Annotated in this window: 16 protein-coding genes and 2 pseudogenes; 13 read left to right on the forward strand and 5 right to left on the reverse strand. The window is 42.0% G+C overall.

Going from position 1 to position 22,790, the window contains the following annotated elements; genetic code table 11:
- Window positions 1–18 precede the first annotated feature (18 nt).
- Window positions 19–183 (forward strand): hypothetical protein, encoded by a 165-nt coding sequence (locus HYT61_00925; GenBank protein ID MBI2062787.1) that lies wholly within the window; start codon window positions 19–21, stop codon window positions 181–183.
- A gap of 56 nt (window positions 184–239) precedes the next feature.
- Here HYT61_00925 and HYT61_00930 read toward each other — a convergent pair.
- The 4 genes and pseudogenes from HYT61_00930 to HYT61_00945 form a co-directional block, all read right to left on the reverse strand.
- Window positions 240–392, reverse strand: a pseudogene (locus HYT61_00930) (hypothetical protein).
- Between the two features lie 75 nt (window positions 393–467).
- A pseudogene (locus HYT61_00935) lies at window positions 468–872 on the reverse strand (recombinase family protein).
- A gap of 130 nt (window positions 873–1,002) precedes the next feature.
- Window positions 1,003–1,188: a recombinase family protein gene (locus HYT61_00940; GenBank protein ID MBI2062788.1), complete on the reverse strand. Its 186-nt coding sequence runs from the start codon at window positions 1,186–1,188 to the stop codon at window positions 1,003–1,005.
- A 490-nt stretch (window positions 1,189–1,678) separates the two neighbouring features.
- Window positions 1,679–2,863: a hypothetical protein gene (locus tag HYT61_00945; protein MBI2062789.1), complete on the reverse strand. Its 1,185-nt coding sequence runs from the start codon at window positions 2,861–2,863 to the stop codon at window positions 1,679–1,681.
- Window positions 2,864–3,548: 685 nt separating this feature from the next.
- On the opposite strand from HYT61_00945, the gene HYT61_00950 reads away from it, so the two are divergent.
- The 3 genes from HYT61_00950 to HYT61_00960 all read left to right on the forward strand — a co-directional run bounded on the left by HYT61_00950 (window position 3,549) and on the right by HYT61_00960 (window position 7,521).
- Window positions 3,549–4,001: a hypothetical protein gene (locus tag HYT61_00950; protein ID MBI2062790.1), complete on the forward strand. Its 453-nt coding sequence runs from the start codon at window positions 3,549–3,551 to the stop codon at window positions 3,999–4,001.
- A complete protein-coding gene (locus HYT61_00955) occupies window positions 3,998–6,610 on the forward strand; it encodes an HAD-IC family P-type ATPase (GenBank protein ID MBI2062791.1) in 2,613 nt (870 codons plus the stop codon). The genes HYT61_00950 and HYT61_00955 overlap by 4 nt, the downstream gene beginning before the upstream one ends.
- 251 nt (window positions 6,611–6,861) lie before the next feature.
- Window positions 6,862–7,521, forward strand: coding sequence for a hypothetical protein (locus HYT61_00960; protein ID MBI2062792.1), 660 nt, complete (start codon window positions 6,862–6,864; stop codon window positions 7,519–7,521).
- Window positions 7,522–7,691: 170 nt separating this feature from the next.
- On the opposite strand, the gene HYT61_00965 is transcribed toward HYT61_00960, so the two are convergent.
- A complete protein-coding gene (locus HYT61_00965) occupies window positions 7,692–8,885 on the reverse strand; it encodes an acyloxyacyl hydrolase (GenBank protein MBI2062793.1) in 1,194 nt (397 codons plus the stop codon).
- A 139-nt stretch (window positions 8,886–9,024) separates the two neighbouring features.
- Here HYT61_00965 and HYT61_00970 point away from each other — a divergent pair, with 139 nt between their 5' ends.
- From HYT61_00970 to HYT61_01010, 9 genes are all read left to right on the forward strand, one after another.
- Entirely contained in the window at window positions 9,025–9,888 is an 864-nt protein-coding gene (locus tag HYT61_00970) for a hypothetical protein (protein MBI2062794.1), read from the forward strand.
- Between the two features lie 63 nt (window positions 9,889–9,951).
- The gene (locus HYT61_00975) at window positions 9,952–11,133 is read left to right on the forward strand and encodes a glycoside hydrolase family 1 protein (protein MBI2062795.1); all 1,182 of its coding nucleotides are present in this window, start codon (window positions 9,952–9,954) and stop codon (window positions 11,131–11,133) included.
- A gap of 76 nt (window positions 11,134–11,209) precedes the next feature.
- Window positions 11,210–12,097, forward strand: coding sequence for a DMT family transporter (locus HYT61_00980; GenBank protein ID MBI2062796.1), 888 nt, complete (start codon window positions 11,210–11,212; stop codon window positions 12,095–12,097).
- Window positions 12,098–12,123: 26 nt separating this feature from the next.
- Complete coding sequence (locus HYT61_00985) at window positions 12,124–13,140, forward strand: beta-galactosidase (protein ID MBI2062797.1); 1,017 nt, start codon at window positions 12,124–12,126, stop codon at window positions 13,138–13,140.
- A gap of 3 nt (window positions 13,141–13,143) precedes the next feature.
- The gene (locus tag HYT61_00990; GenBank protein MBI2062798.1) at window positions 13,144–13,977 is read left to right on the forward strand and encodes a hypothetical protein; all 834 of its coding nucleotides are present in this window, start codon (window positions 13,144–13,146) and stop codon (window positions 13,975–13,977) included.
- Window positions 13,978–14,047: 70 nt separating this feature from the next.
- Window positions 14,048–14,668 carry a hypothetical protein gene (locus HYT61_00995; protein MBI2062799.1) on the forward strand — a complete coding sequence of 207 codons (621 nt, stop codon included), beginning with the start codon at window positions 14,048–14,050 and terminating at the stop codon, window positions 14,666–14,668.
- A gap of 92 nt (window positions 14,669–14,760) precedes the next feature.
- Entirely contained in the window at window positions 14,761–15,330 is a 570-nt protein-coding gene (locus tag HYT61_01000) for a hypothetical protein (GenBank protein MBI2062800.1), read from the forward strand.
- Complete coding sequence (locus HYT61_01005; GenBank protein ID MBI2062801.1) at window positions 15,327–18,509, forward strand: PQQ-binding-like beta-propeller repeat protein; 3,183 nt, start codon at window positions 15,327–15,329, stop codon at window positions 18,507–18,509. The genes HYT61_01000 and HYT61_01005 overlap by 4 nt, the downstream gene beginning before the upstream one ends.
- Window positions 18,510–19,145: 636 nt before the next feature.
- Entirely contained in the window at window positions 19,146–22,748 is a 3,603-nt protein-coding gene (locus HYT61_01010; GenBank protein ID MBI2062802.1) for a hypothetical protein, read from the forward strand.
- Window positions 22,749–22,790 lie beyond the last annotated feature (42 nt).

A 22,790-nucleotide genomic window follows, 5' to 3' on the forward strand; every position in this document is an offset into this window, starting at 1 on the left:
CTTTCGGGGGAATAAGAAATGTTTGAAAGAAACCTTTTTGCTAAAAGATTTCTTTCAATTCCTTTTGTGGTTTTGAGATCGGCAAGAAAAAATTTTAGAGTGTCCGAAATGGTTTCGGTGGAAAATTTAGAGCATGAATCGGTTAGTTCGTGTCCATCTCGGTATCCGGCTTCAATATTGTGATTTAGTCGAAAAACAAGGTTTTCGAGATAACTTTTGTCCACTAAAATCCTCTCTAAATTTTCCAGACAATAATTTTCTAATCGTTCGGCGGATACTTGTCGCACTGAGCAAGTGTTCCAGTCAAATTTTGTGGTGGAAGTACAGCGATAATAGTAATAGCGACGGTCAAATTCTCCGTTTGTATGCTTGTTACTAAAACTGGAACTCATATTTGAGCCGCACTCCTCACACTTTATCAATCCGCCGAACAGAAAATTCTTGTACACTCTAAAATTTTTCAATTTTTCCTTATGAATCTTTTGAGCAAGGGCAAAAATTTCTTCTGAAATTATCGGTTTATGGATGCCATCATAAAGTTGGTTATTGTGCTTTATCTTTCCAGTATAAACCGGATTTCGTAAAAGATAGGCGATAATTGTTTTTGAGAAATTTTTGCCGAACTTACTTTTTACATTCCTATTTTTCAAAATTCGGTAAGTTTCAGCCAATGAGCCAGTTTCAATGTAAGTTTCAAAAATTGATTTTATTTCCTCCGATTCTTTTGGATTTATAACTAACTTTTTCTCTTGTCGCGAATATCCATAAGGAGTATATCCGCCATTGCACAAACCTTTTCTCGCTCGCTCTAACATTTTATCCTTCGTTCTCTCACTTGTTAGCTCTCGCTCAAATTGAGAAAAAGTTAGCATGATATTTCTCAATAATCTTCCGGCTGGAGTTGAAGTATCAAATCTTTCTGTTATAGAAATAAAATCAATTTTTGCTTGCTCAAAAAATTCAATCAGTTGGTAAAAATCTTTCGGCGAACGAGTGAGCCGATCAATTTTGTAGACCAAAACCACATGCCCCTGAAAATCCACCATCGTTATATACTTTGAAAACTTTCCAATTATCTTGGCTCGAAACATAAGAGCGTATCTTTTGTTCCTGTGCCTCGCAAGACGAAAATTCTTTTTCCGCTTGGTTATCGGTTGAGACGCGAGTATAAATGGCGCAATTTTTCACATTCATAATTTTATTTTATCAGTTTTTTGAAAAAAGAAAAATTGATCCCCCGAAAGCATTAAAATCCGCTTCAATTTGGCGAATACCGGCGGCGAAGCCGCCGCGAAAGCGAAACCAGCCCCGCCTTTGGCGGGGCTGGGTGAGCGAACCCTCTCATCTTCAAATTCAGAGTTCGTTTCGTCAGAAGCTGCTGCGTATTTAGAACATTCTCAAACTTTTGAACTTATTTTACCAAATCTGATACACAAATCCAAGAAGCGAAACCTGCGCTGACCCGCCGCCAGCCGCCGCACCTGCCCGCCAAAGCCTCGGCGCAGGCGGGAAGCGGCGGCTGTGCCTCGCAGAAAATTGCCTTTTCCTTTAAAAATTAAAAACGGCGCGCGCAAATAAAAAATGCAAAGGCAATTTTTCTGCTCGACCCCGCGCTATCGCGTGGGCGGCGGGATTTCGCTCGTGGGCAAAAAATAAAATTCTAAATATTTATAGAGGACTAGAGACCTCCATGATAACTGCCTCCACAATCAGAATCCTGAGAACACTCACCAGTTAACTGATTAAAAGTTTTCCCAGTATATTGAATCCAAAGATTATCGGAATAGGTTCCTGATTGTAATGCTTTATGTAATTTGAAAGGTATTTCTGAGCCATACTTACCTCCAACAAATTTAAGAAATTTGTATGTGCAACCATATACTTGTGTCTGATTTTGCATATCGTTTGAAAAATGATAGCAATCACTTTCTAGATCGTTAGAGTAGCCAGCTACGTAAGATCCATAATCCGCAAGAGCCTCTACTAACCATCCGGGGTATTCCGGAGTATTATAACCATAAAATGACTGAATGACATGAGTTATTTCATGCGCGAGAATTTTTGCATCGTAAGGAAATTCGGTGCGCCAAGAGTCTGTGCTAAGAAAGACCCCGGAGCTACCCGCATAAGCACGCGAGTCTGCTCCGGTGCCTTGGCTACCAGACCCAGGGGTATAGAATTGAATTTTATATGGAGGAGCACTGGGCCCGCGACCAAATTTTGCTTCTAGTTTAGGAACGTCAATTTCGCAAAGATTAAGTAATCTTCTCGCGTTACTCTCAGATTGAGGTGCCAAAGAAAAATCAAAAGTACATAATGACCCACTCAATAGAAAACCATTTTTAGTTATCTGGCCTGGCAACAAAGTTGGTGTAGGGGTCGGTTTAGGAGCGGCAGAATAATTTGGTGTTTTTGTGGGCGTGGGAATCTGTGATGGTGGAGGTGTGGGTGTGAATACTGGAGTTTGTGATGGCGTGGGTGTTGATGTTGCAATGGGTAACCCCACTGAAACAGTCGGGCTAGGTGAAACTGGTAAATACGAGGTTATAACTTTATTCCTGTTATAGATAAAATAACCCAGAGCACCAACGCCAACAATTAAGACCCCGATAAATACGAACACAAAAAGTTTTTTACCTGAAATATGTTTTACCTGCTCAGAGTTAATTGATTCAGGAAATAAATTAGTAGCTTGACTTATCGCATCATTAATATCATTTTCTTGCCAACCAGCACCAAGTAAAATATTTTTGATTTCATCTTTGCTAGTACCCAAAACTAATTGCTGATTGACATAATTTAGAAGTTCTTGATTAGCCATATCTATATATGGGATTAAATTAACAACGGATAATAACATCATAACACATAGCAAGGAAAATAATATCTAATTTTTGCCCACGAGCGAATCTCGCCGCCCGCGCGTACTCGCGCGGAGCCGAGCAGAAAATTGCCCTTACTTTTTTGTTTTTGCGCGCGCCGATTTTTCTCTTAGAAGGGAAGGACAATTTTTCTGCGAGGCACAGCCGCCGCTTCCCGCCTGCGCCGAGGCTTTGGCGGGCAGGTGCGGCGGCTGGCGGCGGGTCAGCGCAGGTTTCGCTTTTTGGACTTGTGAATCAGATTTGGTAAAATAAGTTCAAAAGTTTGAGAATGTTCTAAATACGCAGCAGTCCTGTGACAGGTTCTTGCGACCGCGACGGGTCTACGCTACCTACTTCGCTAAAGCTACGAAGGTCAATGAAAGCTACGAACGGCACCGCGGGTCGCGCCGTCACAGCGGTACTTTCCCGGCCAAGTCACTGTGTCCGTCCGGAGCTTTAGCGAAGGAGGATACCGGCTGCCCGCCCGTCCGAAGCTTTGGCGAAGGCGGGAGCGTCGTATTCAAGACAAAAAATCACCCTAGGGTGATTTTTTGTTTCCTGATAGAATAAGGATATAGGATTATGAATAATCACCGGAATAATTTTTTATTGCAAGATGTTGCTATAATAATTTTGAGCGTCTTAGCGTCGGTTGTCTTGGTTAGGACTGAAGTTATAGTCAAGTTCTTGACTTCAGCAAAAGAGCTGGAGATATTAGGAAGTTTCGTCGCTGGAATGTTTTTTACTTCAATTTTTACCACTGCACCGGCAATTGTTGCTCTGGGTGAAATCGCTAATGCTAATTCTGTGTTTATTACAGCTCTTTTTGGAGGCATGGGAGCGGTAGCCGGAGACCTTATTATTTTTAAGTTTATAAAGAATAGACTGTCTGAACATTTAATGGAATTGATTAAACATCAGAGTGGTAGAAAAAGGCTTAGAGTATTATTCAAACTAAAGTATTTCAGATGGCTAACCTTTTTTCTTGGTGGAGCTATCATTGCTTCTCCCTTGCCGGATGAACTGGGGATTAGCTTATTGGGTTTTTCGAAAATGAAGACGTCGCTTTTTATGGTTCTTTCCTTCTCATTTAACTTTGTCGGTATCGTTCTCATTGGTTTAATTGCAAAATCTCTATGATTCAAAGAACTGAAAAGGAACAACTATTTTGGGCTCTGCCATCTTCAAAGGTTGTCAAGGCGTTGGAAACTGACGCTCGAGGCGGTCTTTCAGAAAGCGAGGCCGAGAGAAGAATAAAAGTTTTCGGACCCAATGTGATTGAAAAGCCCCGGCGAGCTCCCGGTCTTTTTATTTCATTAAACCAATTCAAAAGCCCGCTGATTCTGATTCTGTTATTCGCTGGTATTGTCACCTTATTTATTGCTCATTATCGGGACGCTCTGTTTATTTTCGCAGCTGTAATTGCCAATGCCGCGCTGGGCTTTTATCAGGAATATAAGGCCGAGAGAGCATTAGCGGAACTTAAAACATATCTTAAGCAGAGAGCCAGAGTTATCCGTGACGGCATCGAACGTGAAATAGATGCTTCAGAGTTGGTGCCTGGAGATATAATCCATCTTGCCCAAGGGGATCGTATCCCTGCTGATGGGCGACTCATATTTGTTAATGACTTACAAATTGATGAAGCGATTCTTACGGGAGAATCTCTGCCGGTGTCAAAATCAGTTGAGCCGGTAAATGCAGAGGCGGTCATTGGCGATCAGTACCCTATGGTTTTTGCCGGAACCCTTGTAACACAAGGTATTGGTACTGCGGTTATATGTCGAACTGATTTTGCGACAGAACTGGGAAAAATCGCAGCCTTAGTTTCAGAGTCACAAAGAGAAGAAACTCCGCTACAAAATGCAATCAAACTTTTTAGCCTAAAGGCGGCAATCTTTTTGTGCGTCCTTACGCTTATCATCTTTGGTATGGGTCTTGCTTTGGGATATTCACGCGTGGATATGTTTCTGACATCCGTAGCGATAGCCGTTTCGGCCGTTCCGGAGGGTCTGCCGGTAGCCATGACGGTTATCTTGGCAATAGGAGTTCAGCATATGGCAAGGCGTAAGGGTGTTATTAGAAAACTGATCGCAGCAGAAACACTTGGGGATACTAGCGTAATTCTCACTGATAAAACAGGAACATTAACAATGGCAAAAATGGAATTAAGCAAGGTGCTTCCTATTGAAGGTGTGGAAGAAAAAAATCTGCTCGAGTTAGCTCTCATTAACACCAATATCTTAATAGAGAACCCCAATGATCCGCCGACAGAGTGGCGAACAAATGGACGAATACTGGAGACGGCATTGGTTAGGTCGGCTGCCCTTCGAGATATATTTGTGGAAGATGTTAAGAAAAGAACCTCAATCTTAAATTCACTGCCATTCAATGCGGCTAATAAATTTTCCGCTTCATTGATACATGACGGAGAAAAACATTTGCTTTTATTCTTCGGTGCGCCGGATGTTTTTATCAGTCACTCAACTTTAAATAGCATGGAACGAGAGACTGCTTTAAAAGAAATCAGTTCTCTTGCGGGATCCGGGGAACTGGTAGTTGGTATAGCAATAAAAGAAATTGAAAAAAAAGAAGATTTTACTTTCTCGAAGGACTTGGAATTAGCGAATCTTGTATTTCAAGGATTAATTACTTTGCGGGATCCGATAAGGCCAAATGTTAAAGAGGCGGTCCAAAAGGTACAAGAATCCGGCATAAGGGTAATGGTCATGACTGGTGATCATCGCGGTACCGCTGAAGCTGTAGCGAAAGAAGTTGGCTTTGAAATTGAGAAAGAAAGTGTTCTTGATTCTTCAGAATGTCGACTACTTTCAGATGCGGATCTCAAAAAGCGTTTGCCGTCTCTGCGAGTTATTTCTCGCGTATCCCCGCTTGATAAAATGCGGATCGTAAAAGCATTTCAAGAAACAGGAGAAGTCGTGGCAATGACTGGCGACGGCGTAAATGATGCGCCGAGTATTAAACAAGCCGACATAGGGATTGCTATGGGTTCAGGAACAGAGGTGGCGCGTGATGCCGCAGACCTTGTGTTGCTGGATGATAATTTTGAGACCATTGCTGCTGCCGTGGAAGAAGGCCGTCAAATTATGCACAATATCCGCAAGGTCCTCGTATATCTTCTTTCTGATACGGCTGACGAGCTTTTTTTGATCGGCGGAGCTTTGATAACCGGCTTAGCTCTTCCGCTGAATGCGCTTCAGATTTTGTATGTGAATTTTTTCTCGGATAGTTTTCCGGCTGTCGCATTCGCTTTTGAAAAAAATATTGACGGTTTAGCTTACCGCCCCCGGAGTACAAAAACTGGCCTCTTTGATCCCATGATGAGATTCCTAATTTTATTTATCGGCCTTTCCACGAGCGCTCTCCTGTTCGTTCTATATTGGTTCTTACTGCGAGCAGGTTTCGCGGAAGACCTCGTGAGGACATTTATATTTGCCAGTTTCGGAAGCTATACATTATTTTTGGCCCTTTCGGTCAGAAGTTTAGACAAAAGTATTTTTAAATATCCTGTTTTTTCAAATCGTTATCTGGTTGCTGGTGTCGGTATTGGAATTATTCTTATGATTGTAGCTATTTATGTTCCATTCATGCAGTCTTTATTAAAGACAACCTCGTTGCCACTTCATTGGCTTTTGGGGGTTGTGCTGATAGGCCTCATTAATATTCTGGCGGTTGAATTTGGGAAATGGATTTTTCGCCGCAAAAGATTAATGGAAAGAGTAAACTAGGTACCCCCTTTGGACTCAAACCTGTTTTGCGGATATTTAAAAGAATAAATGTTAGATTTTAAGCCAATCCTTAAGATTAGTTCGAATCCCTATACCGTGGCAGTGTCAAATATTGCAGTAAAAAGCGTGTTATATTAAAATTAACGATGAGAACTGTTTGGCGGTTTTTATAATTTAACAAATACAAGTACTGTTACACACCGCAAGTTTGCACTGGCGGGGTATTGAACAATACTTGCCCTTTTTGGCGCATGAACATACCAAAGAGATTAGCGGTTACCCTGATCGCAGCCGTTTTGGTGGTCGGAATGACGGTTGGATTTTTTCTGACCAGAAATTACGGCGATATGGCAAATGCCCAGAGCGGCACAGCTGTTGATGGCGAAATGCTTGACGATTTGTATGACGCCGTTTTCCATAGACCGGCTGACGCCGGTGGTAAAGGATTCCATCTTGGCCGTGACCTAAAAGACGTGCTAAAAGATTTCAGGAATTCACAAGAGATGAAATATTATGGAGCCTTGTTTAAGTCCGTGAAGTCATATGAAGAAGCACAGCGAGCGCCGGGCACGTTAACCGATGCCGAAAAACAGAGCCACCTGGATCTTATAGATTCGGCCCTCTCCAATTTGTTAGCATGGGTTGCTACATTGCCCGACCAAGATGCTTGTAAGGCCACGGTTGGTGCCACAGAGGCCAGAGAAGCTATTCAGGCCGCTTATGACGGTATGAGCACCTCGGCAAAAGCTGCCGCAGAGAAGGGAATTTTCAACGCTCTCAAGCAACTTGGAAAGCCAAGGATGTTAGCCATTCATCCGAAGTGCTTGAGGACGCCGACTCCAACAGTATCGCCGACTCTTACACCGACAGCCACCCCCACTGCAACTTCCACGCCGACCCCAACGCCGTAACATTTACTTCAAACAAAAATCAGCCCAAGGGCTGATTTTTGTTTGAGGAGTATTGTCTGGCCAAGTATTTAACGAGGTCTATAAAAATCGAAAATTGAAACAAAACATATCTAAATAAAAAAAGCGCCGTCAATAATTGATCGGTGCTTGTAAGTTTTGCATGTTTTGTTCTAGAAAGTGTAGCCAACCGTGAATGTAAGAGGTACTTTCACGCTGGGGTTTTGGGGAAAGATATTCCCGTTGGAAAAGTGTCCGATGCCTACTTCCATATTAATGTGTCTTTGTTTACCCATGTACCATCCGAGACCCAAAAGATCTTGGAAAGTAAAGCGTTGGCCGATGTCGCGGCCATCGGTTATAGTTTTTGTAATATATGTCGGACCAGCCAGAGAATAACCCAAGTACAGGTCAATCTGTTTGAGGCGGATAAGCGTGAATCTAAACTGGGGGAATAAAGAGAATGTGTAGAAGCTAATTTGGTTTTTGGCACCTCGCCAATTGGCGGCACTCACGCCCAAGTCTAAAGAAAATATTTTCTTGGTATGGAAAACATTACGCTGATAGCGCAGGGTGACCCCATGTGTTACCTCATGGCTGCCACCCCAGAAAATCTTAGCCCGTGACACAAAGCGATTTACGCCGGTTCCGAATGTATTTGTCGCATAACCGATCTGAACAAGATTTTTTGGAAATATAACTCCCAATTGAGCGATATTTTTAACCTTTTCAGCAGATAATGGTCGCATATTAAACACAATACCGCTTGAAACCAGGAATGTATGTGGTTGCATGAAACTTTTGTTAGGCGGGGCATAAGCAATGCTTGTTTGTAAATCCAATGAATCGCTTAGGCGATATTGAAGCCCGGTGCCTAGGAGCATGGTCGGGTAATTCGCGTCTTTTACAATGTTGCGATTTTCCAAATTGAACCCGCTTCTTGTTACTATGCCCAAGCCGCCTTCGGCATAGATAGAAAATAAACTTCCAATCGGTGCTGTCGCTCGCCCAGTTATGCTTGCCAAATTGGTACGCACGGTATGTTCGGAAGTAATCCCGTTTATGTTTTTATATCTGACCCAATGCACGGGCCGCTTATATGTCAGCTGTGCCGAAAAATTTTTGTTAAAATGATGGCCAAATAGTGTTACGGAGACCATTAACTTCGGGTTCTCAATTGTCGAGGCTTGATATCCGCGCTCTAACTGAACATGCGTGAAGGTCTGTTTTACATATCCAATGTTAAAACCGATATATGAATTTGAGAGCCAGGGAGGATATTGGGCGCGGCTGTCTTCGGCGGCTCTGCAAACATTCCCAGATAGAATAAATACGGCCAAAGCGGTGGACAAGAATACTGTTTTCACGAATAATTCTCCTTCCCTAGCGATTACGATTCTTTATTTTAATGTGCTTATGCTTAATATATTGCGTTTGATGATACGCGTCAAACACGCTTGTTAAATTTTTTGATTGACTCTAACTCAAGTAGTGATAGTCTAAAACATGCCGGTCTTTAAAATAAAAAGGTGGTGTCAGATGAAAAGAATAGTCATGTTTCTTGTGCTTTTTGTGGTTATGACTTGCACTGTGGTTTTTGCTCAAGATAAAGTTTTGCAAAAAGCCCCCAAATCGGAGGTTTTGCCAAGCGCGACCTTTACGGCTGGTTTTGAGAAACTTTTTGAGAATCCGTTATTTTCCTGGCGGGCCGATATAGACATGGACTTTGTCGGCTATCGCAAAGGACGGCATAATCTAACCGGCAGAGTTAGATTTCTGACTGTTGGCGCAAGGCCAAGTCGGGGCAGTATTAACATTGCCGGTTTGGCTTACGGTTTGGACGCGTGTTATAAATATTATAGGACTGAAACAAACTGGTTTTCGGTTTGCAACAACCATCTTTCTTTGCACAGAACGGAAGAGTTGTTAGTACTGGAAAAAGAAGAAATTGAGAAGGGAAGAATAACACCCTCAATCTATACAATGGATGTGAACGTAATTTCTTTCGGAGCAGGTTTTATGTTGAAAGCGCCGGCCGAACCGAAATTTGTATTTCTATTTCAGCCGATAAGATTTCATTATGGTGGTGGCTTTGAATTTTACGGCCAGCCGCTGTATTTTACATCGCGTTTTGCGCTTGTTAAGGGGCGATATGTAAAATTATCATTTGCCACTGAACATGAATTTGGCATCAGTCCTTTTAATGTCGGCTATCTAAGTGTTGACTTATTTTTACACGAGCAAGAAGATGGACGGGCACAAATTTATATCGGATACTCTCCAAATCAGCAGTTACAGCCGAGCGTTAACGAGGGCGTACGCCGTGGTGGTTTCAAAACTGGAGTTCGATTGATCTGGGATGCACACTAGGTTAATTAGTTACAAATGAGACGGTACAAGCCGTCTTTTTAAATTTTTGCTATACTGGGAATAATGGAAAGCTTGAAATTTCCTAAAAGTTTTTTATGGGGAAGTGCTACCTCGGCATATCAAGTTGAGGGTGGGATAGAAAACAATGATTGGGCGGAAGCGGCAAGGCAGGGCAAAATACCACCAGCCGGGCGCGCCTGTGATCACTACAATCGCTACGAGGAAGATTTTGATATTGCCAAATCTCTTGGGCAGAACGCCCACAGATTTTCAATTGAATGGGCCAGAATTGAACCGGAGGAGGGGAGATTTGACGAACGTGCTATTGAGCACTACCGCAGTGTATTACGGGCGTTGCACGATAGAGGGCTGGAGCCGTTTGTAACTCTTTGGCATTTTAATTTGCCGGTCTGGTTTGCGCGTATGGGTGGTTTTGAAAACAAAAAAGCCGCTTTTTATTTTGAGCGATATTGTGAGTATGTTATGAGCAAGCTTGCCGCCTCCACTAAGACTACCGCGAGTCAAGGGGGGATAGGGGTAAGATTTTGGATTACAATAAATGAGCCGATAGTTTATGCAAGCCAAGGATATTTGCGTGGTGGCTGGCCGCCATTTAAAAAAAATATTTTCAGGTTTATTAAGGTTGTGGATAACTTAGCCGTGTCGCACAATGTGGCATATAAAAAAATCAAATCAATCCAACCGTTAGCTCAAATTGGAATTGCTAAAAATCAGTTTAACTTTGAAGCCGATAGAAATCCTATCAATCGCCTACTCGCCAAATTTTTAATTTGGTTTTGGAATCATAGGTTTATAGGCAAAATTTCTGAATCGCAAGATTTTATCGGGATTAACCATTATTTTTATAAAAAATTTGGCGGCAAAAATATCCATGAAAAGTCCGATATGGGCTGGGATATTTATCCCAAGGGCATTTATAATGTTCTTATGGAACTCAAGCGATATCACAAGCCAATTTACATTACTGAAAACGGTATTGCGGATGCTACTGATACCAAACGTACCAAATTTATAAAAGATTATTTATACTGGATTTATCGCGCGATTCATGACGGAATTGATGTCCGGGGTTATTTTTATTGGTCGCTTTTAGATAATTATGAGTTGCACCACGGTTTTAAATATAGGTTTGGTTTGATAGAAATGGATTACGAGACAATGGAGCGCAAAATTCGACCATCAGCCCATGAATACAAAAGAATTTGCGAAGCAAATTCTTTATAGTATTTAGGGATAAGTATTATGTATTAAGCGCAAAATAAACCCTTAATACCTGCTACTTAATACTTGCTACTTTTTTATGCTCTGGATCTATCTAATAATTTTTGCCCAATTTCTGAATGCTGTTGTAACGCTTGTTGATAAGCATTTTGTTACCTCGGCTCTTATCGGCAAACCGTCGGTTTACGCTTTTTATATTGGAGCCATGTCGGTGGCCGCGATTTTGCTCTTACCATTTGGTGTTGTAGCGGTTCCCACTCCCGACGTATTTTTGCTTTCTCTTGTGGCCGGGGTCAGCTATGTTTTTTCGCTACTTTTCTTGTATAAGTCTCTCAAATTATCTGATGCGTCAGACGTGGCGCCGGCACTCGGCGCGGTAAGCGCCATCGCAACGCTTGGTTTTAGTTTTCTGTTTTTGGGCGAGAACCCAACCGGCAATCTTTTATACGGTTTTATTTTACTTGTTTTTGGAACTTTTATAACCTCATATTTCCACCTTACAAAAAAGGCAACACTATTTTTGATAACTGCCGGTATTCTATTTAGCCTGTCAACTATTTTTTTAAAAGAACTTTTCAATCAAACAGCTTTTTGGAACGGCTTTTTTTGGTCGCGTTTGGCCAATGTGCTGGGAGTGGCATTGTTGTTGATTTGGCCAGGTAACGCAAGAGCCATCCGGAGAAACATCAAAACTTCATCTGCCGGTACCAAAACCGCAGTGGTTGCCAATAAAGTAATTGCCGGTTTTGCCTTCCTTTTGATACTTTACGCGATTAAACTTGGTGACGTTTCCATAATTAACGCCTTGACTGGGGTACAGTTCGCTTTTTTATTGCTCTTTGCAATTTTGTTCACCAAAAAATTTCCAAATTATTTTTACGAATCGGTTCACCACCACCATACTGTTTTGCGCAAAACTGTTGCTACGGGAGTAATAGTTGTCGGATTGGCCCTGTTATTTTTGTAATTATCAGTCCGTGGCCACCATAGATTATGAAAAATAAATTAAAAATACCTTTGATTGTAGCATTTTTATTAGCAGCTGTTTTTTATGTTTTATCTATTCGATCCTTGCCAGAAAAAATTACTTATGGTGCTTCTTTTAGCAAATTCCATTCCGATGAGTTGGGTTTGGACTGGAAACAGGCCTATTTGGCCATGCTCGATGATTTAAAAATTCGCCATATCCGGTTAACGGCCCATTGGCCGATGGTTGAGCCCGAAGACGGTGAATTTAATTTTTCGGAACTTGACTTTCAAATGAACGAAGCGCGCAGACGTGGTGTCCCGGTAATCTTGTCTGTTGGCCGGCGTTTGCCTGGCTGGCCGGAATGTCACGAACCGAAGTGGCTTACTGATCGTGAGCAAAGACTTGGCAATCAGCAAGAAGCTATAGAATTTAAGCAACAAAGGACTTTTAAATATATTGAGGCGGTTGTCAGGCGGTACAGAAATTACGAAAACATAAAATATTGGCAGGTTGAGAACGAACCGCATTTGGCATTCTTCAGCCGTTCGTTGTGCGGAATGTTGGATGAAGAATTTTTACAAAAAGAAATGGATTTAGTTCACAAAATTGATCCGTCACGGCAGATATTGGTAACCGATAGCGGTGAGTTTGGATTGTGGTATAAGGCTTATCGTCATCACGGAGCAGTTTTTGGCACAAGTATGTATCTTTATGTCTGGTGGAAATGGGGGCCAATACGCTACCCAATTACGCCTGCATTTTTCAGAATTAAACAAAGCATGGTGGAACTGGTTTACGGTAAAAAACCAAAAATGATCATAGAACTTTCTGCGGAACCGTGGTTACTCCATCCCATTGTGGATACGTCAAACGAGGTGTTACTTAGCCGTATGGGCATAGACAAGTTTAACGAGGTAATTGATTTTGCAAGTAAAACCGGATTTGACGCGCAGTATCTTTGGGGTGCGGAGTGGTGGTATTATATGAAAACTAAACAGAATCATCCGGAGTTTTGGGAGCGTGCCAGGTTATTATTTTGATATATGTTCGGATTAATTTTAATCTCGTTGGGAACTTTTTTTGAAGAAATCGCCGGTTCCATCGGGAAAAAGAAAGTAAGAGAAAAGAAAGAGACCATATACGCGATGGCTTTCTTGTTTTTGTTTTGGGGAACGCTTTGGTTTCTGGGGGTCATATTATATAAGCAAAGATTTGATTTTTCCTTGGGTTCATTGCCCACCTTTTCTGTGCGCCTCGTGCTCGAGGTAATCCAAGTGTATGTCTCAATGAAAGCGATTGTTCTAGCCGAAAGGAGCACTTATGGTTTTATCCGCACTGGTACTTTACCACTTTTGCTTATTGTGGATTTGGCGCTTGGTTATACTATTTTTCCGATGCAGATTGTTGGTATAAGTTTTATCGTCTTGTCATTGTTGGTGTTGTCTTTAAACCATGGAATACAACGAGAGGGATTAGGCCTTGTCTTATACTCAACAGTCGGGGCCGTTGCGACAATTTCATTGTTTAAATACAACATTGCAAATTTTAATTCCGTGGAAGCAGAGCAGTTTTTGATGCACCTGTTTCTGCTGATATTTTTCTATTTTTCCGCCATAAGGAAACATGAACAGAATCCGATCAAACTTCTCAAGGAAAGGATATTTTTTGGTCAATCTTTTGCGGAGGGCGCGGGTTCGGTGCTGGTAAGTTTTGCTTATCTGTTTGCCCCTGCTTCCATAATTACTTCCGCAAAGCGGTCTACGTCAGTGTTTTGGGCTATTTTATTCGGCAACGCTTATTTTCACGAAAAACATATTGTGGTAAAGATAATTTCTTTCCTCTTTTTGGTAGTTGGCGTTATTTTACTTGTGGTTTAGGTAAGTGCGGGTTAAAAAAACGGCAATGTCTATTTGACTACCGCTAAGAAAAAGTAGTAAGAGTTATAAGATGAAGTCAGGGGACGATTTAGTCAAAACATTTGCTAACTGTTTTAGATTACTTGCCAAAATTAGCATGTCCATTGAGGACAGCTTCTTTGGTAATTTACTGCAAGATTGTTCTCAAAGTTTGTTAACGGAATATGTAAAATTTTTGAAAGCAGGGAACGGTGCTCACGTCGCACAATATGGGTCAGCATTAATTTTCCAAATCGGGAGTATCACTGGAATCCTTGAGATTATAAAACATCTCAAATTAATAGATCAAATCACTCCCCTACTCCTTGAATTGGAACTGCTGGAGCTCAAGTTATTGTTGTTAAATTTCCGTAAAACTACGTCCTCTGGTGGGGATGTTAATACTAATAACGATTTGGCCGCCAATACCAAGAAGAAAAATATAAAAAAAATTACTAAATCTCTGGAATTAAGTGAATTACATAAGCAAATCGCCGATTTTATAAAAAGCGAAAACCGTTCACAAAACTTAGAAATCTTTAGCAAATTTGATTTCATTAGCCGGCGCACCCTAAAACGCAAACTAAGCGAGTTGGTCGGTGCCGGCGCTATCAAGCGAATCGGTCTCGGCAAGAAGGTTTTTTATACGGCGCCAGCCGACAGTATTAAGTAAGTTGAAAATGCAAATGTCGCAACCTGTTGTTGATAACTTGATGATATATCTGTTGACAACCGAAAATAAACCCAGGTAGGATTGTGATAGTAATGGCTAACGGTAATAATATCCAAAATACCCGATTGAGGGTTTGGTGGCGGCACTGGAGTGTCGTTTTAATTTTAGCCATTTTGGCCGGGTTGGTGATTTGGAGCATGCTAAATCTTGGGCCATGGTTACGGTCATGGCAGGATCAGAGAGCTGCCAAAAGCGCGCAAGAACAGTTGGAGAAACTATATCGTAATGACAAGTATGGCGGCAAAACTCCCGAAGAAACTTTTGATATGTTTATTGCGGCCCTGGAAAATGATGATGTGGAACTGGCCAGCAAGTATTTTGTATTGAACAAACAAGACCAATGGAAAAAAACACTAGAGGAGTATAAGGCACAAAATTTACTAAAAGATTTTGTGATTGAATTAAAAAATCAAAAAAAAATATGGAAAAGTGAAAAAACTAACGACCCTAACGCCGCAGCATTTTATTACCCAGTTACCATTGAGAAAGATTCAGTGGTTGATTTTAATGGCCAGAAGATTTCAATAGAAGCTGGAACATCAACCAACACATCATTATTTCAAAAATATTCTAATGGAATTTGGAAAATCAGTATTTTGTGAATAAAAAACGTAAACGGAAATTAAATAAATTTGCGCTTGGAGGGGCGCTCATCGGAGGCGCTCTTTTTATTTCTGTAAATTTCGTATCTAGCTACGACCAGCAAAATACTCACCCCGCGCTTACAGATGAAGCAGTTGATTTTTATAATCTTAATTTTCCAACCAACCTGTTATCTAATGAAGACAAAAGATTATTAATCAAGGGCGCGATTGAAGAAGATACTCCTCCGCGCTGGCTAAATCATTTCTATGATCCAATTTACAATATCGGTTGGATTGGTTATACAACATCCAAGAAATGGGCCATAAGTTCGGGTACCCAACAAGCGTTTACTGATTCCGCCTATAACTATGGTGGTTTTGCCAATTTATTCAGTGATGGTTTGTCGCCGACAGATTTTTCTTACGAGCGGGCGTTGCATGATTATGCAAGCGGCAACAGAGAGCGAGCAATGCTTGCAATGGGGCACGTGATGCACCTGCTTGAAGATTCAAATGTGCCAGAGCACACAAGAGGAGATACGCACTTGCCGTGGCATGGTACAGAAAGCCCATATGAAAAAACAATGGCGAAATGGAATCCGGACAATATTAACATCGCAAGCGAATTATTTAAAAAATCTAAAAAACCAGTTTTATTAAATCAAATCGGTAGTTATTTTGATGAAATTGCTGGGTACTCAAATAAATATTTTTTTAGTGAGGATACCATAGATTCAGAAAAGTATAATCAACCAAAAATAACTAAAATCCAAACATTTGAATTTGACGGAAAATTTTTAAAATTTGCAATTGGCAAGGATAAAAATCTCCAGGATTTAAAACTGGCACTTTTAAATACAAGAACAAGTAGAAATATAGTTGAAATTAAAGACGCTACACTTGTTGACCCTAGTATTGGAACTCTAATCCTTGACGACTACTGGTCCAGGTTATCCACAGATTTTGTGATGCACGGAGCGGGGGCATTAAAGTTGTTTTTAGATCAAGCTGAAAAAATTAAACAAGAATATGCAACAAATGATCAATTCAGGAGACAAGATTCAGGTATGGTAGGACAATTTTTGGTATTTTTGGGTTTTTCTGGAAGTGGCAGTGGCCCCGTGATTTTTAATCCTGACCTAATCGAGTCAATAATTAGCCAACCAATGGTACTTGGTGACAGTACAAATGATGTCAGCAATGATGACAATGATGTCAGCAATAGTATAAATGATGTCACAATCATCACGACACCATTATCACTATCCGTGACATCATCGCAGACACCATTGACACCATCACCATTACCGAGTGTGTTGCCAGGCCAGTCACCAAGTCAGCCATTCAACGATTATTATGGACCCATCAGTGGTTCTGGTGGCGGTTCGTCAGTGGTCACAATCAATGATATCACTCCATCTCCAAGTTCCTCTTCTGTGTCCACCCCAACACCTATGCCCACTCCCGCACCCAGTGAGGAAGCAACACTATTGCCCTCACCCACACCAGCGCCCGTACCCACCGAAGAAGCAACACCACTACCAACACCCACTCCAACGCCAGTTGTTACAAGACGGGTTATTATAAATGAAATTGCCTGGATGGGAACTGAAAAATCGTCCAATGATGAATGGTTGGAATTGTTTAATACAACATCAAGATCCATTGATTTAACTGATTGGACATTAAAATCACTTACTAATACCGCCTCAAGTTCTCAACCCGATCCGCTAATCACATTTGTCAATAAAATAATTGATCCATTTGGTTTTTTCTTGTTGGAAAGAACCGATGATAATCCGGTATCTGATATTGGGGCTGACCAAATATATAACGGTGGTTTGGATAATATTGGCGAGACCTTGGAGTTAAGGGACGGAAAAGGAGATCTGCAAGATGTGGTTTCTAGCTCACAAGATGGCTGGTATGCTGGTATAAATGAGAAAATAAGTAATGTGTGGCAAAGATTTTCCATGGAAAGGATTGATCCTCTAAAACCTGGCAATGATGCCACAAATTGGGCTACCAATAATGGTCTAATCGGTAATGGCCAAGACGCTGGTGGCAACCCCATAAATGGCACGCCAAAAGCTCAAAATAGTGTTTATAATGCTAATCAAAACATAACTCCAAGTCCCACTCCCACTCCTACCACAACCCCAACGCCTAGCCCGGGCATAGTCTGGCAATTTGAAGTTCCTGATGCTAATTATATCGGTCAATCGGCGGTTGCAAATGATGGCACGGTGTATTTCGGAGCCCCCAACAATACGACTGGTGAGTTTATGTTATATGCTATTGGTTCTGACGGTGTTGAAAAGTGGCATTTTGAGGATACCGGCATGCCTACAATTCCAGCCGTATCTGATTATGGCACGGTTTATTTTGGTCACCTGTCGGGTCCCGGGGTCTATGCTTTAAACCCGGATGGCACGATTAAGTGGTTGTATGACACTAGCCGTGTCAACGGTGTCAGTGTTGATGATGACGGCAATGTCTATGCCACTTCAAATAATAAGATGATAAATAAAATTGGCCCGGATGGCAGTGAAGCATGGCGTGTCCATAATCCTTTTGCTTTTGGGTTTACGCCGGTATCTGTTGACGATAGTGACAGGGATGTCTATCTGGTAACAGATAGCGCCGGGTTACCGGAATTTTACCGCTTAGGCAGTAGTGATGGTTCTGTGATTTGGCAAAATAGGGTATCAGACGGTCATCAATACCAAGCATTCGATCCGGTTTTTGACAAAGTATCAGACAAGTTTTACACCACGACAACGGCCGGACATGTAGTTTCTGTTAATCACTCTGACGGAGAAATATCCAGTCATTTATTTGCTTTTGGAGTTCCTACTACCTCAAAAATAGTTATTTTTGAGGATATTTTGGTATTTGGCGTTGATTTTACCCTACAAAATCCCGCCTCCGGTCAGGCGGTGGTAGCTTTAAACAAGTCTGATAAGTCAAAAATATGGACTTTTCCCGTTGATTCGCGTGTTATTAGCCAAGTAGCCGTGGATCCAGGTAGTAACTTTTATTTTGCAACACGATCCGGCAAGGTCTATAGCTTGGATAAAAATGGTCAAAAACGGTGGGAGGTTGATTTGGGAGTAATTGTAGATACTTATCCCGTATTTGCTGATAATGCGGTTTTTGTGGGCGCAGATGGAAAATTATTTAAAATTGGAAACTGATGTTTGAGCTGGCTTATCCACAGATGGGACTTGTGGTGTTTTTTCAGGGATTTATAATGTATGTAAGTTAGTTATGATTATCCACACTTGGCAATTGTGCCGATGTTGTAATCTGTTAGAATTAAAGAGTATTTGATAAAGGCCGAAGATGCTTATTGACTTGAGTTTAATGGGTTGCTAAGATGATTATGCAACCTGTTTAATAGGCACAATAAAGGCTTAAATTAGCAGAAATAACAGGAAAAATATGATATTTTTGAATAATTACGCAACCGTTTTGGATTAACCATTTTGGTTGCTTTGTTGTTTTTGTGGGTTAGTGTCAGAATCGCCAGATTTTATAGAGATTCTGACACGAGTCTGCAAAATGAAGGAACGTTGAAAACTGAATAAAAAGTTGCTGATGTTAAGAAGTTGAAAGTTTAAAAGTTTAACGTGTAATTTAGCGGGTTTCTGGACGGTCGAGTATTCGCAACGATATTGGTATTCGCGGTCGAAAACGAATTCCAAAATTACAAGTTGCAACAAAAACACGAACAGGACCCGATTGTTTCGTTCGATATGTATTGACTATTAATTTTCTTTTTCGCTTTCCGGTCTCTAGACAGGAAACGATGAAGACCAAATTTTAAAATTATGAGTAAAGCTATGACTTATAGCGATACCACTAAAGTGGTTGTCGCGATAGCAACAGCGATGTTGCTCGTCGTAGGTCTGGTTTACTTCATTGGTGTTCGTAACACCTTTGCGGTGGCCCCCTCCGACTATGGATTGAAGGAAGGCGACACAATTAGCGCCGCCGGTTCCGACGACCCAGACGTGTACATTGTAAATGACTGGGGTTACAAGAGATTATTCTTGAACCCCGCGATCTTCAATCTTTACGGTCACCTAGGCGGATTTGCGGCGGTGAAGAGTGTGTCTCCGGCAACGAGAGATGCCTTCGTAACTTCCGGCTTATTCCGAGTTGACGGAGATGAAAAGGTCTACGGTTTAGAAACGACAGGAGAGGACACAGCCGTTCTCCGATGGGTTAATACATCAGGAGCACAGGCGGTTGCCGATGATCCAAATTTCTTCAAGAAAGTTTTCATCATCAACGCTGCTGAAAAAGCCCTCTATACCATGGGAACTGACTTTACTTCTGTAACTCAGGTTCCTGCATATACAAGAGGCGGTTCAGTAACTCCGGTTGCAACCGGTCCATTAACTGTTAGCTTGTCTCCGTCCAACCCGCCAGCCCAAACCATCACCATAAATTCTTATGGTATGACGGTTATGGCTTTAAGATTCAGCGGGAGTGGTACCGTCAATGAATTAACTCTAAAGAGAGGCGGCGCGGGTGCCGTTGGCGACTACGATAACTTATATGTCTATGATGGTGTCCGACGCTTAACTGGCGGCAGATCACCGTCTTCATCTGATGGTACGGTTACGTTTATCAGCTTGGGTGTTGCGGTTAGCGGGACCAAAGATTTACTTATAGTTGCTGATCACTCCGGTGTTGCTGGTAATGTCAACAATTGGACATTGACCAATGTTGGAGCTTCAGGAACTGTCAGTGGCTATCCTTTAACCAGCAATAATTTCCAAATTTCCGGATCTAACTCAGGAACCCTGACTGTTTCAAAGAGCGGTTCAGTTTCAAATCCAAAAGTTGGCCAAAAGAACGCCATACTTTCGGAATTCAAGATTGAAACAGCCACGGAAGCCTCGGTGCTTAAGAGAATGCAGTTGCTTAATGGTGGCAGTACGAAGTCAGCCGATCTTACCAATCTTCGCTTAGAAGTCAGCGGTGCTAAAGTTGCTGATGGTTATATGTCCGGTGACGGTTATGCCGTATTTGACTTCGGTTCCGGTTATACTATTACCAAGGGCGACAGTAAGATATTTACGATGTATGGTGATGTTGCCAGCAAGAAAGACGAGACCATTAAGTTCTACCTTGAATATGCTTCTGATATTTACGGTTGGGGCGATCAGTATGGCCAAGGAATGAAAGCAACAATCACCGCGTTTGACACTTCTGCTTCAACTGAATCTCATAACCTTACATTGGAAGGTGGCGTGTTGACTATTACCTTTAACGGTCCTAGCGCGACCAATGTTAGCACGACAACTACCGATAGTGTTTTGGCCAAGTATACTTTTACAGCCGCCGCAAACATTGAGGTTAAGAAATTGGGGTTGGTTATTTGTTGGGATAATGATGGAAACGGCTTTAATGATGCCGCCGATACAACAAACGGTGTCGGAGACTTAGAAGATATTAAAATAACCGATGAAGATTCTGGACAAGTTATTGTCGGTCCAGCCGATGGTTCTGCCTTTACCACAAGCGAAGCGACCGGCTGTCCGGATTCTGCAACAGGCGCGAGTAAGATATTCACTGATACGTTTGATTTGTTAGCCGGCAAGCCGAGGAATTTCAAGGTTACTGCCGATGTTAAATCGGCCAATACTAATTCCAGCACAGCTACTTTGGGCGCTGCCGACATCATAAAGGTTGTCCTTGACGGTTATGGTGAAGCAGATTTGGCTACTACCGCAGGCGATATCGGTGTTATGAAATACAGCGGAACAAGCACGGCGGTTGATGATTCGGACATTTCTCCAAATACAGACTTATCGGGTAATAATATGACGCTTCAGGCATCTACGTTAACCCTCGGATTGTCATCTTCACCGAAGAGTGCGACAAGCGTGAAGGGAACCAAAGATGTTGAAGTTGTAGCGTTTTCATTTGCCGCATCACTGGCTTCTGCTATCAAGGTTACCGACATTACCCTAACCGGATATGTTGATGACGCCAGCGTTAGCTTTGATGTGGGTGTTTCTTCCGGCTCTGATGCCAACTTGTCAGTAGGTAATTTGGTTTCAGCCGTGAAGTTATATGACGGAAATACCGGAACATTGATTTCCGCCACCCCGTATAGCAACCAGCTAAACAACTCTACCGGTACGATTAAGTTCAACAATTTGAACTGGACAATTCCGGCTGGTCAGACGAATAAATTATTGGTGAAGGCAGACCTTTCATCCAATGCCACTTCAGGTTCAGGAACGGATTACTTCACCTTTGATATCAATGCCACTTCTGATGTGACTGGTATTGACGACAGAAGCACAACGGTTAATTCGGGTAATGCAGATCCGAACAATGCTGGTGCTCCTACCGTTTTTGCGGGAGTTGCAAACAGCGGAACTATTGTTGCGGCTCTAGCTCCAGCTAATCCGATTACCGAAGCCAAGTATTGGGGTCAGACAGATACGGAGTTTACTCGTATCAGGTTAAGATCAACCAAAGAAGCATTCCAGGTTGAAAGATTGAATTTCTACAACCTTACTGCCAATACGGCGACTGCTTCAACCAACAACATTGATAAGGTTAGGCTCACATACACCAACAAGGCTGGTACTACTTTGACGGCGGTTGGTTCGCTTAATACAAGCACACTACCGTCCGTGTCATTCGGATTTACCGGTGATAACAGGCCATACATACCAAAGGATTCAAGCACTGATATCATTGTAAGAGCCGACATGAAGACTAAGGCGCAGGGTGCTACATCTGAAGTTAACTTCGCGCTTAGCTTCTCAGGCGGCGCCGCAGATGAGTTCCGAGCTGTTGGTGAAGGTTCAGGTTCATTGATTGAAGGCAATACTGGCACTAGCACGATCGCTGATCTTAGCGGGAATAGCATGTATGTCTACAGAGTATTCCCGAAGGTTGAACAGTTGACATTAGCTGCCAGCGAACCTCTGGGTACTAAGGATACGTTGAAGTTTAAGATTACCGCGATGGGTCTGTCAGATTCAAAGATATTATTTGACGACCCCACTTCCACATCCTTGGCGTTTGAGGTGGTCGCTTCCGGTGGTGCTGATCAGGCGCTATGGCATTACTTGTATGATATGGATACCGGAGAATTGGTAGCCAGCATTCAAGATACCCCGGATTCAATTCAATTAACTCCAGCGCAAAACGCTTCTGTCACCTTCGACAACTGGGAGAAAGACGTTGAAATTCAAGGTGGCCAATCCAAGTCATTCAGAATTGAAACGGCTTTCCAGAACTTACTTGACAAGTCAGATTACTACCAGCTTATCCTTAGGGATGATGCTAGCGTAATCAAATATGTTGATGGTGCCCGCTCAAATGAAGATCAAGAGATTACGAACACCGCAGGCGTGTTCAAACTCTTGCCAATGAACGGACCTATCTTCGTCAAGCAGTAAACTCTAGTTAAGTCCCGATTTTGTCCAAATCTTCGATTTGGT

This window comes from Candidatus Yanofskybacteria bacterium, assembly GCA_016181175.1.
Taxonomy (GTDB): domain Bacteria; phylum Patescibacteriota; class Minisyncoccia; order 2-02-FULL-40-12; family IGHO2-01-FULL-4-A; genus 2-01-FULL-44-17.

What these genes read in the sequence shown, in the direction of transcription:
- HYT61_00975 (MBI2062795.1), top strand. Translation starts at nt 9,952, where the DNA reads ATGGAAAGCTTGAAATTTCCTAAAAGTTTTTTATGGGGAAGTGCTACC.
- HYT61_00970 (MBI2062794.1), top strand. Translation starts at nt 9,025, where the DNA reads ATGCCGGTCTTTAAAATAAAAAGGTGGTGTCAGATGAAAAGAATAGTC.
- HYT61_00925 (MBI2062787.1), top strand. Translation starts at nt 19, where the DNA reads ATGTTTGAAAGAAACCTTTTTGCTAAAAGATTTCTTTCAATTCCTTTT.
- HYT61_00960 (MBI2062792.1), top strand. Translation starts at nt 6,862, where the DNA reads ATGAACATACCAAAGAGATTAGCGGTTACCCTGATCGCAGCCGTTTTG.
- HYT61_00980 (MBI2062796.1), top strand. Translation starts at nt 11,210, where the DNA reads ATGCTCTGGATCTATCTAATAATTTTTGCCCAATTTCTGAATGCTGTT.
- HYT61_00955 (MBI2062791.1), top strand. Translation starts at nt 3,998, where the DNA reads ATGATTCAAAGAACTGAAAAGGAACAACTATTTTGGGCTCTGCCATCT.
- HYT61_00945 (MBI2062789.1), bottom strand. Translation starts at nt 2,863, where the DNA reads ATGATGTTATTATCCGTTGTTAATTTAATCCCATATATAGATATGGCT.
- HYT61_01000 (MBI2062800.1), top strand. Translation starts at nt 14,761, where the DNA reads ATGGCTAACGGTAATAATATCCAAAATACCCGATTGAGGGTTTGGTGG.
- HYT61_01010 (MBI2062802.1), top strand. Translation starts at nt 19,146, where the DNA reads ATGAGTAAAGCTATGACTTATAGCGATACCACTAAAGTGGTTGTCGCG.
- HYT61_00990 (MBI2062798.1), top strand. Translation starts at nt 13,144, where the DNA reads ATGTTCGGATTAATTTTAATCTCGTTGGGAACTTTTTTTGAAGAAATC.
- HYT61_00985 (MBI2062797.1), top strand. Translation starts at nt 12,124, where the DNA reads ATGAAAAATAAATTAAAAATACCTTTGATTGTAGCATTTTTATTAGCA.
- HYT61_00995 (MBI2062799.1), top strand. Translation starts at nt 14,048, where the DNA reads ATGAAGTCAGGGGACGATTTAGTCAAAACATTTGCTAACTGTTTTAGA.